The 11,798-nt window shown below is 72.7% G+C and carries 6 protein-coding genes; 4 read left to right on the forward strand and 2 right to left on the reverse strand.

Annotated features, from left to right (window positions below):
• The first annotated feature begins 256 nt into the window (after positions 1-256).
• Genes ACIOWN_RS31740 through ACIOWN_RS31755 form a run of 4 tightly spaced genes read left to right on the forward strand, consistent with a single transcriptional unit; the run spans position 257 to position 4,174 of the window.
• Positions 257-1,648: a glycosyltransferase gene (locus tag ACIOWN_RS31740; RefSeq protein ID WP_401984119.1), complete on the forward strand. Its 1,392-nt coding sequence runs from the start codon at positions 257-259 to the stop codon at positions 1,646-1,648.
• A 15-nt stretch (positions 1,649-1,663) separates the two neighbouring features.
• The gene (locus ACIOWN_RS31745; protein WP_401984120.1) at positions 1,664-2,722 is read left to right on the forward strand and encodes a DegT/DnrJ/EryC1/StrS family aminotransferase; all 1,059 of its coding nucleotides are present in this window, start codon (positions 1,664-1,666) and stop codon (positions 2,720-2,722) included.
• Positions 2,722-3,921: a cytochrome P450 gene (locus ACIOWN_RS31750; RefSeq protein ID WP_401984122.1), complete on the forward strand. Its 1,200-nt coding sequence runs from the start codon at positions 2,722-2,724 to the stop codon at positions 3,919-3,921. Before ACIOWN_RS31745 ends, ACIOWN_RS31750 begins: the two co-directional genes overlap by 1 nt.
• Positions 3,922-3,973: 52 nt before the next feature.
• Positions 3,974-4,174, forward strand: a complete 201-nt coding sequence (locus ACIOWN_RS31755) for a ferredoxin (protein WP_376491618.1) — start codon at positions 3,974-3,976, stop codon at positions 4,172-4,174.
• Positions 4,175-4,303: 129 nt separating this feature from the next.
• Here the strand turns inward: ACIOWN_RS31755 and ACIOWN_RS31760 are convergent, their stop codons facing one another.
• Positions 4,304-5,497, reverse strand: a complete 1,194-nt coding sequence (locus ACIOWN_RS31760; RefSeq protein WP_362357425.1) for a cytochrome P450 — start codon at positions 5,495-5,497, stop codon at positions 4,304-4,306.
• 154 nt (positions 5,498-5,651) lie between these two features.
• A complete protein-coding gene (locus tag ACIOWN_RS31765) occupies positions 5,652-11,795 on the reverse strand; it encodes an SDR family NAD(P)-dependent oxidoreductase (protein ID WP_401984124.1) in 6,144 nt (2,047 codons plus the stop codon).
• Positions 11,796-11,798 lie beyond the last annotated feature (3 nt).

Consider the following 11,798-nt stretch of genomic DNA (forward strand, 5'->3'; position numbering starts at 1 on the left):
CCCGCGCCCCGACGGCACGAAAACCCCCGCTCCGCGGCGAAGACTAGGGATTCCCCGGACCCCGGCGTGAGAAGAAGTCAGCGGCACGCTTCTCCCGCGCGGCACGGTGCGCCGCGCGGCGGGGTCGGCGGTGTCCTGCTGACGGCGTGCGCGACAGGCGGCGGCGTCGGCGAATGCGATCATCCGGCGACATTCGGTGGGTGGGCGCGAGGCGTGCGGGCCCGCGTGGTCCGCCACTTTCCGGAGGGTGTTGTCCATGGGCGCGCACAGGCGGCCGATCCTGTTCGTCAGTTATGCCGAAAGCGGTCTTCTCAATCCGCTGCTCGTACTGGCCGAGGAATTGTCCCGGCGCGGTGTGGAGGATCTGTGGTTCGCCACGGACGAGAAGGCGCGGGACCAGATCGAGTCGTCCTCGGTGGACAGTCCGCTGCGGTTCGCCTCGCTCGGCGACACCGTGTCGCAGATGTCGGCGGTCACCTGGGACGACGACACCTATGCCGAGGTGACGCAGCGGTCCCGTTTCAAGGCGCACCGCGCGGTCATCCGGCACTCCTTCGCGCCCGAGACCCGGGTGGAGAAGTACCGGGCGCTGGAGAGGATCGTCGAGGAGGTCCAGCCCGCCCTGATGGTGATCGAGAGCATGTGCCAGTTCGGGTACGAGCTGGCGATCACCAAGAAGATCCCGTTCGTGCTCGGGGTGCCGTTCCTGCCGAGCAATGTGCTGACCTCGCACGTGCCGTTCGCCAAGTCGTACACGCCGTCCGGGTTCCCGGTGCCGCACTCCGGCCTGCCCGGGAACATGACGATCGCCCAGCGGGTGGAGAACGAGCTGTTCCGGGTGCGCACGCTCGGGATGTTCATGACGAAGGAGATGCGCGAGGTCGTCGAGAAGGACAACCGCATCCGCGGCGAGCTGGGCATCTCCCCCGAGGCGCGGCAGATGATGGCGCGCATCGACCACGCCGAGCAGGTGCTGTGCTACTCGGTGGCCGAGCTGGACTACCCGTTCCCGATGCACGAGAAGGTGCGGCTGGTGGGCACGCTGGTGCCGCCGCTGCCGCAGGCGCCGGACGACGACGAGCTGTCGGACTGGCTGACGGAGCAGAAGTCCGTGGTCTTCATGGGCTTCGGCACCATCACCCGTCTCACCCGGGAGCAGGTCGCCTCGCTGGTGGAGGTGGCCCGCCGGCTCGAGGGCGAGGGCCACCAGGTGCTGTGGAAGCTGCCGCGCGAGCAGCAGCACCTGCTGCCCCCGGCCGGGGAACTGCCCGCGAACCTGCGGATCGAGAACTGGGTGCCCTCGCAACTGGACGTGCTGGCGCACCCGAACGTCAAGGTGTTCTTCACGCACGCCGGGGGCAACGGCTACCACGAGGGCCTGTACTTCGGAAAGCCGCTGGTGGTACGGCCGTTGTGGGTGGACTGCGACGACCAGGCCGTGCGCGGCCAGGACTTCGGCGTGAGCCTGACCGTCGACCACCCCGAGACCGTGGACACGGACGACGTCCTCGACAAGATCACCCGCGTGCTCGACGAGCCGTCCTTCACCGAACGCGCCGAGTACTACGCCGGGTTGCTGAAGGACGCGGGTGGCCGTACCGCCGCCGCGGACCTGCTGCTCGGCCTCCCCGTCCTGGCAAACGACTGACCGAGGAAGTCAAGCATGTCCTATACGTATCCGGTCTCCATGCCGTGGCTGAAGGGCCGCGAACTCGAGTATGTGACGGAGGCCGTCAGCGGCGGCTGGATCTCGTCGCAGGGCCCCTACGTCCGGCAGTTCGAGGAGGCGTTCGCCGCCCACAACGACATGCCGCACGGTGTCGCCTGTTCCTCGGGCACCACCGCGCTGACGCTGGCGCTGCGCGCGCTGGGCGTCGGCCCCGGCGACGAGGTGATCGTCCCGGAGTTCACGATGATCGCCTCCGCGTGGGCGGTCACCTACACGGGGGCGACCCCGGTGTTCGTCGACTGCGGCGACGACCTGAACATCGACGTCTCCCGCATCGAGGAGAAGATCACCTCGCGCACCAAGGTGATCATGCCGGTGCACATCTACGGCCGGCAGTGCGACATGGACGCCATCATGAACCTGGCGTACGAGTACAACCTGCGGGTGGTCGAGGACTCGGCCGAGGCGCACGGGGTGCGGCCGGTGGGTGACATCGCCTGCTTCTCCCTCTTCGCCAACAAGATCATCACGGCGGGCGAGGGCGGCGTGTGCCTGACCCGGGACGCGCATCTGGCCGAGCAGATGGCGCATCTGCGGGCGATGGCGTTCACCAAGGACCACAGCTTCCTGCACAAGAAGCTGGCCTACAACTACCGCATGACGAACATGCAGGCCGCGGTGGCGCTCGCGCAGACCGAGCAGCTCGACACCATCCTCGCGACCCGCCGCGACATCGAGAAGCGCTACGACGACGCGCTGCGGGACGTGCCCGGCATCACGCTGATGCCGGCCCGCGACGTGCTGTGGATGTACGACCTGCGGGCCGAGCGCCGCGAGGAGCTGTGCGCCTACCTGGCCGACCAGGGCATCGAGACCCGGGTGTTCTTCAAGCCGATGAGCCGTCAGCCGGGCTATTACGACGCCGACTGGCCGTCGCTGAACGCCTCCCGGCTCAGCGAGGACGGGTTCTACCTGCCGACGCACACCGGACTGACCGCGCAGGACCAGGAGTTCATCACCGACCGGATCCGCGACTTCTACGGAGCCAAGTGATGACCGCCGACACGGAGACGACGACGTACGCTCCGGGCTGCCCCGTCGCCTTCCCGCTGCGCCGGCCCGGACGTCCGTTCCCGCCGCCGGAGTACGCCGACTACCGGGCGGGCGAGGGCCTGGTCCGCTCCGAACTGCCCGCCAGCGGCCCGTTGTGGCTGGTGACCCGGCACCAGGACGTGCGGGCCGTGCTGACGGACTCCCGGATCAGCGCGGACCCCTCCCACCCCGGCTTCCCGAGGGCCAGGCGCACCGGCGGCGCCCCGTCGCAGTCGGAGATCCCGGGCTGGTTCGTGGCGCTGGATCCCCCGGAGCACGACCGGTTCCGCAAGACGCTGATCCCGGAGTTCACCGTGCGCAAGGTGCGGGAGCTGCGTCCGGCGATCCAGCAGATCGTGGACGAGCGGATCGACGCGATGCTCGCTGCGGGCAACTCGGCCGACCTGATCGCGGACTTCGCACTGTCCGTGCCGTCGCTGGTCATCTCCGACCTGCTCGGAGTACCCAAGGCGGACCGGGACTTCTTCGAGGCGAAGACGAGGGTCCTGGTGACCCTCTCCTCCACCGACGAGGAACGCGACGATGCCTCCAAGGCACTGCTGCGCTATCTGACCCGGCTCATCCAGATCAAGACCCGCCGCCCCGGCGAGGACCTGATCAGCCGGCTGATCCAGGCCGGCACCATGTCCCGGCAGGAGCTGTCCGGGGTGTCGATGCTCCTGCTCATCGCGGGGCACGAGACCACGGCGAACAACATCGGCCTCGGCGTCGTCCAGCTGCTGACCAACCCGAAGTGGATCGGCGACGACCGCATCGTGGAGGAGATGCTGCGCTACTACTCGGTCGCCGACCTGGTGTCCTTCCGGGTGGCGGTGGAGGACGTGGAGATCGGCGGCCAGCTGATCCGGGCCGGTGAGGGCATCGTGCCGCTGCTCGCCGCGGCCAACCACGACGGTTCGGTCTTCGACAGGCCCGACGAGTTCGACCCGGAGCGCTCCGCGCGCTCGCATGTGGCCTTCGGGTACGGCGTCCACCAGTGTCTCGGGCAGAACCTGGTGCGGATGGAGATGGAGATCGCCTACCGGACCCTGTTCGAGCGCATTCCGACCCTCGAACTGGGCGTGCCCGTCGAGGAGTTGTCCCTGAAGTACGACGGCGTGCTGTTCGGTCTGCACGAGCTGCCCGTCACCTGGAGCTGAGCGACGGGCCGGTCCGCTGCGGCGGCCGGCCCGCTGGAACGACCCTGGAGGAATGATGGTGCGCGTCAACGTGGACACCGATCGCTGCGTCGGTGCCGGACAGTGCGTGCTGGCCGTGTCGGACGTGTTCGACCAGGACGACGACGGTTTGGTGACCGTCCTCGTACAGCCGTCGGACCCGGAGACGCTGGACGCGGTCCGCGAGGCCGCGGTGGTCTGCCCCTCGATGGCGATCACGGTGGTGGAGGACTAGGTCCTCTCGTACGGCCCGAGTACGGCCCGAGTACGGCCCGAGTACGGCCCAGTACGGCCCGAGTACGGAAAAGGCGGCGGCCCCCACTCGTCAGGCAGTGGGGGCCGCCGCCGGTCTCTGGGCCGGGTGTCACCAGGTGACGGGGAGTTCGGTGAGGCCGCCGTTGAGCTGGCCCGACGTCACCTGGAGCTCCTCCACCGGGCGCGCCAGCCTGAGACCGGGCAGCCGGGTGAACAGTTGCGTGTAGGCGGTCTTCAGCATCGTGCGGGCCAGCGGGGCCCCGATGCAGTGCCAGATGCCGTGCCCGAACGTCAGGTGCTCGTTGGGCGCGCGGCGGATGTCGAAGACCTCCGGCTCGTCGAAGACCGCCTCGTCGAAGTTGACGAGCGTGAAGTCGAGCAGCACCAGGTCGCCGGTGCGCATGGTGACGTCGCCGATGGTGATGTCGTCGGTGGCGTAGCGCGGCAGCGCCGCACCCGAGCCGCCGGCCTTCGCGGCCCGCAGGATCTCCTCGACGGCGCTCCTCATCAGCTTCTCGTCGGCGAGTGCCTCCCGTAACTGGTCCGGGTACTGCGTGAACAGCACGACGCCCAGGTCGACATGGGTGGCGACGCTGTCGAGGCCGGCGAAGAGCAGGCTCGCGGCGATGGGGCCGATGCGCTCGTCCTCCGGGACCGCCTGGCACAGCCGGGAGATCACGTCGTCCGCGGGCTCGGCCCGCTTGCGGCCGGCCAGCTCGACCAGCAGCCCGAACAGCTCCGCCTGGCTCCTGGCGACGCTCTCCGCGTCGTTCAGGGTGGCCATCTCGGCCAGCACCGCCAGCAGTCGGCCCTGCTCCCGCACCGGGATGCCGATCAGGGCGCACAGCACGGTCAGCGAGTACGGCAGCGAGAAGTCTGCGCGCAGGTCGGCGGGGCGCTCCCGGGCGGCGAAACCGGTCAGCAACTGCTGTGCGACGGCCTCCACCATGGGCGTCATGTTCAGCACCCGGCGGGCGGAGAACTGCGGGGTGAGCAGGGTGCGCAGCTCGGTGTGCGCGGCGCGGGCCGCCTCGACGTCGCCCATGATGAGCAGGTCCATCAGCGGGCTCTTGACGTAGCGGGGCGCGTTGGCCGGGTCGGCGTGCGCGCGGGCCAGACGCTCGTCGTGCAGCAACTGCTTCAGCTCCGCGTGCCGGGTCACCAGCCAGCCCTCGTCGCCGGCCGGGGTGGTGATCCTCGTGACGGGAGCGCGTGACTGGAGCTCGCGCAGAAGCGGGCTCAGGTGGAGCACCGAGGGCGCGGCGTCGTCCTCCAAGCAGGGCGGCGGTGTGGGGTTGCCCATGGGACTGCTACTCCTTATGTGGGGGGTGTGCGCGGGTCCCCGACTGCGGGGTCCGCGGTCGCACCCGGGGCGGCGCCGTGTGGGAGGGCGGCGCCCCGGATGCGGTGGGGGGACAAGGACCCGGCCGGGTTGCCGTGCGCCGGCCGGGCCCGGATCAGGCGTCGCCGTCCGGAAGTCCGGCGAGCCAGCTCTCGATGGCCTCGGCGGTCAGTGCCGAGTGCTCCATGGCCAGGGACAGATGGTCGGCCTCGATGTCGCGTACGGCGTCGGCCGGCACCGCGGAGGTGTCGAGCATGAAGCCGTTGCTGGCCTGCGTGGCGCGCAGGAGCAGGGTGGGGGCGGTCGTGGCGGGCGCGTCGATGTCCGTCATCAGCATGAACCAGTGCGCCATCGCGGACATCCGGGCGCTGTTGAGCGTCACGGACGGCGAGTCGATGTCGGCCAGGTAGAAGCGGGTCGTCTGGTCGAGGTTGTTGCCTTCCGAGGGGTCGTACCGGATGGACGCCGTGTCGAGCAGGATGACGGCCTCCGGCTTCACGCCCCAGGTGTCCTCCAGGACTCCGGCCGCGAGATAGGCCAGGGAGCCACCGGTGGAGTGGCCGACCATCACGAACGGTTCGCCGTCGCTCGCCATCAGGACGCTCTCGGCGACGATCCGGGCCGCCGCGTCACTGTCGGCGGGCAGCAGCTCGCCGGGGGCGAAGCCCATCAGCGGTATCGCCGACACATGGCGCCTGCCGCGGAAGTGGGCGGCGATGCGCGCGTACTGGTGGACACCGCCGGTGGCGCCGGGCGCGCTGACGAAGATCAGGCGCGGGGAGCCGGGACCGGTGGCCAGGGTGACGCCCTCGGACAGCTCCTCCAGGTCCGCGGGCGTCTCGAAGGTGGGCCGGGTGTTGGCGACCGCCTTCAGCATCCGCATCGCCTCGACGAGCTTGCCGTCGCGCACCGCGTTGTGGAACAGGCCGACCAGCGTGTCGTCGGGGTGCACCGTGGTGCCGGCGACGGCGGCGGCGGACGCCGGGCCGGAAGCGGACAGGTCACCCAGCTCCTCGTTGAGGTGACGGGCCAGCTTCACCGGCGTCTTGCTGTCGAAGACCACCGACGTCGGCAGGCGCAGCCCGAGGAGTTCGCCGAGTTGGTTGCGCAGGCTGACCGAGACCAGCGAGTCGAAGCCCAGCTCCAGGAAGCCGCGCTCGGGGTCGACGGCGGAGGGGTCGGCGTGGCCGAGCAGGCCCGCGGTGAAGCCGACGACCAGCTCGGTGAGCAGCTTCTCCCGGCCGGCGGTGTCGAGCGTGCGCAGCCCGTCGAGCACGGTCCTGGGCGAGCGGTCCGCGGCGGCGGCGCGCCGGGTGCGCGGCACCAGGTCGCGCCAGAGGGCGGGCAGCGTCTGCTGGACCTGGAGTCCGGCGACGTTGACCCGGGTGGGCACGACCACCGGTTCGGGGCGGGCGAGGGCGGCGTCGAACAGGGCGAGGCCGTCCTCGACGCTCAGCGGCGGGGTGCCGCCGCGGTCCATCCGCCCCAGGTCGGTGTCGCTGACCTGGCTGGTCATGCCGCTGCCGCGGCCCCAGGGTCCCCAGGCGAGGGACACGCCGGGCAGACCGGCCGCCCTGCGCCGGTGGGCGAGCGCGTCGAGGGAGGCGTTGGCCGCGGCGTAGTTGCCCTGGCCGGGGCCGCCGATGACGCCGGAGATCGACGAGTACAGCACGAACGCGGCGAGGTCCTGGCCGAGGGTCGCCTCGTGCAGATGGTGGGCCGCGTCGGCCTTGGGACGCAGCACACCGGCCAGTCGTTCCGGGGTGAGCGAGCCGATCAGGGCGTCGTCCAGGACACCCGCGGTGTGCACGACGGCGGTCAGCGGGTGCTCGGCCGGCACCGACGCGACGAGCGCGTCGACGGCGTCGCGGTCGCCGACGTCGCAGGCGGAGACGGTCACCTGGGCTCCCAGGCCGGTCAGTTCGGCGACCAGTTCGGCCGCGCCGGGCGCCTGCGGGCCGCGGCGGCCGGCCAGCAGCAGGTGCCGGGCGCCCCGGGCGGTGACCAGGTGACGGGCGAGCGCGGCTCCGAGACCGCCGGTGCCGCCGGTGATCAGGACGGTGCCGTCCGGGTCCCAGTCGGCGGCGGGGGCGTCGTCGGCCGTGCGCGGCAGCCGGGCGAGCCGGGCGGCGCGCACCTCGTAGTTGCGGACCGCGAGCTGCTGCTCGTCGAGCGTCAGGATGTCGGGCAGCACGCCGGCGGAGAGGAACGTGTCGTCGAGGTCGACGAGCAGCAGGCTCCCGGGGTTCTCGGTCTGCGCGGAGCGGACCAGGCCCCAGACGGCCGCGCCGGCCGGGTCGAGTACGTCCTCGTCGTCGAGGGCGACGGCGCGGCGGGTGACGAAGACGAGGCGGGTGCCCGCGAGTCGCGGCTCGGACAGCCACTCCTGGAGGTGGCCGAGGACGCGGGCGGTGAGGGCGTGCACGCCGTCCGCTCCGGAGTCCTCGTCCCCCGGCAGGCCCCCCGCCAGCGGGATCAGGAACACGTCGGGCGCGACTCCGCTGTCGCCGATGGCGTCGCCCAGGGACTCCGCGTAGGCGGTGACGGTCTCGTCGGCGCGGTGCATGGCGTAGCCGAGGTCGAGTTCGTCGGAGCCGACGACGGCCCAGCGGGTGCCGGTGGCGCGGGCGGTGGCCTTGACGGGCGCCCACTTGACGGCGAACAGGTCGCCCTGGCCGGTGGCGGCCGGGGTCCCGGCGGTGGAGTCCGGGGTGCCCAGGCGCACGGTGTCGGCGGTCAGGACGAGGCTGCCCGCGGTGTCGGCGGCGGTGAGGGCGACCGTGTCGGGTCCGGTGGTGCTCAGCCGTACGCGCAGCGCGGTGGCGCCGGTGGCGTGCAGCGTGAGCCCGTCGAAGCCGGTCGGCTCGGGAACTGCCGCGCCGTCGAGGGCGGCGGCCGCGCGCAGGGCGGTGGACAGCAGCGCGGGGTGCAGTCCGAAGCCGCTGTCGGGCCCCGCGGGCAGCTCCACCTCGGCGAACACCTCGCCCTCGGTCCGCCACACCCCGGCCAGGCCGCTGAACAGCGGACCGCGGGTGCGCCCGTCGGACTCCAGCTCCTCGAGCGGGACGTGGCGGGCGTCGGCGGGCGGCCACTCCACGAGGTCCGTGGCCGTGTCCTCGGCGTACTCGGCGTACTCGGCGCCCTCGTCGGGGGCGAGGACACCACGGGCGTACGTGGTCCAGGGGGCGTCGTCCGCGGTCGCCGGGCGGGCGTGCACGGAGAGCGTCCGGTGGCCGGAGGCGTCCGCGGGGCCGACGCGCACCTGGAGCAGGACCGCGTCGCGGTCGCCGAGGGTCAGCGGGGCGAGCAGGTCGAGCCGGTCCAGGCGCGGGGTGCCGTTCTCGTCGCCCGCGCGGACCGCGATCTCGGCGAAGGCGGTGCCGGGGACGGTGATCCGGCCGTCGACGCGGTGCTCGGCGAGCCAGGGGTGGGTCAGCGGCGAGAGGCGTCCGGTGAGGACGGACTCGTCGGCGTCGGCGAGGGCGACGGTGGCACCGAGCAGCGGATGCGCGGCGGCACCGAGGCCGAGGCCGGCGGGGTCGCCGGAGCGGGCGCGCACGTTCGGCCAGTACCGGTCTCGCTGGAAGGCGTACGTCGGCAGGTCCACGGGGGCCGGACGCGCGGGAAGGGTGCCGTCGGACACGGCGTCCCAGTCGGCCCCGGTGCCCCGGGTCCACAGGGTGCCGAGCGCGCCGAGCACGGCGGCCTCCTCCGGCTGGTCCTTGCGCAGGGCGGGCACGGCGGTGACGTCGGTGAGGTCGGCGGCCTGCGTGTTCTCGCCGACGAGCGCGGACAGCACGCCGCCGGGGCCGAGTTCGAGGAAGGTCCGCGCGCCCTCGTCGACGAGGGTGCGTACGGCGTCGGCGAAACGGACGGCCTGCCGGGCGTGGCACACCCAGTAGTGCGGCGTGGCCAGTTCCTCGGCGGTGACGACGCCGCCGGTGAGGGTGGAGACGACGGGGACCGACGGCTCACCGAAGGTGAGCCCGGCGACGACGTCCCGGAACGCGTCGAGCATCGGGTCGACGAGCGGCGAGTGGAAGGCGTGGCTCACGGAGAGCCGCGTGGTGCGCCGGCCCTGCTCACGGAAGTGCCCGGCGATGGCGAGGACGGCGTCCTCGGCGCCGGAGACCACCACGGACTCGGGGCCGTTGACCGCGGCGAGCGAGACCCGCTCGTCAAGGAGCGGCCGCACCTCGGCCTCCGTGGCGTGCAGCGCGACCATGGCTCCGCCGGCCGGCAGCTCCCGCATGAGGCCGGCGCGGGCGGCGACCAGCGTGCAGGCGTCCTGAAGGGACAGCGCGCCGGCCACGTGCACGGCGGCGATCTCACCGACGGAGTGCCCGGCGAGGTGGTCGGGGCGCACCCCCCAGGAGGCGAACAGGCGGTGGAGGGCGACCTCGACGGCGAACAGGGCGGGCTGGGTGTGGCCGGTGTCGTCGAGGGCCGCGGGGTCGTCGCCCCACATGACGTCGCGCAGCGAGTGGCCGAGGCGCTCGCCGAGGAGGGCCAGGGTCTCGTCCAGGGCGGCGGCGAACACCGGGAAGCGGGCGTGGAGTTCACGGCCCATGCCGAGACGCTGGGCGCCCTGGCCGGAGAACAGCACGGCGAGGCCGGGGCTGTCGCCGGAGGGGACGGTGCCGCGGGCGGCCTCGGTCAGGCCGCCGTCCGCGGCGACGAGCAGGGCCCGGTGTTCGAAGGGGGTGCGGGTGGCGGCCAGCGCGTGGCCGACGGCGACGGGGTCGGCGCCGGACGCGGCGAGCGGCCGTACCCGCGCCAGCTGGGCGTCGAGGGCGGCGGCGGTACGGGCCGACACGGGCCACGGCACGGCGTGCGGGACCACGGGCTCGGGCCGCTGCCCGGCGTCCGTGTCCTCCTCGGGCGCGGGAGCCTCTTCGAGGATGACGTGGGCGTTGGTGCCGCTGATGCCGAAGGACGACACACCGGCCCGGCGCACCCGCTCGCCCGCGGGCCAGGGAGCGGCCTCGGTGAGCAGGCTGACGTGGCCGGCGTCCCAGTCGACGTGCGTGGAGGGCGCGTCGACGTGCAGGGTGCGGGGCAGCAGCCCGTGGCGCAGGGCCAGGACCATCTTGATGACGCCCGCGGCACCGGCGGCGGCCTGCGTGTGGCCGATGTTGGACTTCACCGTGCCCAGGCGCAGCGGGCGGCTCGCGTCACGGTCCTGGCCGTAGGTGGCGAGCAGGGCCTGTGCCTCGATGGGGTCGCCGAGGGTGGTGCCGGTGCCGTGCGCCTCGACGGCGTCGACGTCGGCGGGCGAGAGCCCCGCGGAGGCCAGCGCGTCGCGGATGACGCGCTGCTGGGCGGGCCCGTTGGGGGCGCTGAGGCCGTTGGAGGCGCCGTCCTGGTTCACGGCGGAGCCGCGCAGCACGGCGAGCACCGGGTGGCCCTTGCGCCGGGCCTCGGAGAGCCGCTCGACGAGGATCATGCCGACGCCCTCGGACCAGCCGGTGCCGTCGGCGGAGTCGGCGAACGCCTTGCAGCGGCCGTCCGCGGCGAGGCCGCCCTGGAGGCTGAAGCCGACGAAGCCGGCCGAGGTGGTCATGACGGTGACACCGCCGGCCAGCGCGAGGTCGGCCTCGCCGGAGCGTACGGACTGGGCGGCCAGGTGCAGGGCGACCAGGGCCGAGGAGCACGCGGTGTCGAGGGTGACGGCGGGTCCTTCGAAGCCGAGCGCGAAGGACAGCCGGCCGGACATCACGCTGGCGGCGAGGCCGTTGCCCGCGTAGCCGCCCATGTCGTCGTCGGAGGCGAGGACGAGGTGGGCGTAGTCCTGCGAGTTGGTGCCGACGAAGACGCCGGTGCGGCTGCCGCGCAGGCTGCCGGGGGCGATCCCGGCGCGCTCCACGGCCTCCCAGGCGGTTTCGAGGAGCAGCCGCTGCTGCGGGTCCATGGCCAGCGCCTCGCGGGGCGAGATGTCGAAGAAGCCGGGGTCGAAGTCGGCGACGTCGTGGAGGAATCCTCCCTTCTGCGTGCTGCTGCGGCCCTCTCCGTCACCGGCGAGCGTCTCCAGGTCCCAGCCGCGGTCGGCCGGGAACCCGCCGATGGCGTCGCCGCCGTCGGCCAGCAGCTCCCAGAGGTCCTCCGGGGATCGCACGCCTCCCGGGAAGCGGCACGCCATGCCGACGATCGCCACGGGCTCGTGGCGGCCCGACTCGGCTTCCTGGAGGCGCCTGCGGGTCTGGTGGAGATCCGCCGTGACCCACTTCAGGTAATCGACGAGCTTGCTTTCGTCCGGCATCGT

It is taken from the genome of Streptomyces sp. NPDC087787 (assembly GCF_044743035.1).
Taxonomy (GTDB): domain Bacteria; phylum Actinomycetota; class Actinomycetes; order Streptomycetales; family Streptomycetaceae; genus Streptomyces.

What these genes read in the sequence shown, in the direction of transcription:
- ACIOWN_RS31755 (WP_376491618.1), top strand. Translation starts at nt 3,974, where the DNA reads ATGATGGTGCGCGTCAACGTGGACACCGATCGCTGCGTCGGTGCCGGA.
- ACIOWN_RS31745 (WP_401984120.1), top strand. Translation starts at nt 1,664, where the DNA reads ATGTCCTATACGTATCCGGTCTCCATGCCGTGGCTGAAGGGCCGCGAA.
- ACIOWN_RS31750 (WP_401984122.1), top strand. Translation starts at nt 2,722, where the DNA reads ATGACCGCCGACACGGAGACGACGACGTACGCTCCGGGCTGCCCCGTC.
- ACIOWN_RS31760 (WP_362357425.1), bottom strand. Translation starts at nt 5,497, where the DNA reads ATGGGCAACCCCACACCGCCGCCCTGCTTGGAGGACGACGCCGCGCCC.
- ACIOWN_RS31765 (WP_401984124.1), bottom strand. Translation starts at nt 11,795, where the DNA reads ATGCCGGACGAAAGCAAGCTCGTCGATTACCTGAAGTGGGTCACGGCG.
- ACIOWN_RS31740 (WP_401984119.1), top strand. Translation starts at nt 257, where the DNA reads ATGGGCGCGCACAGGCGGCCGATCCTGTTCGTCAGTTATGCCGAAAGC.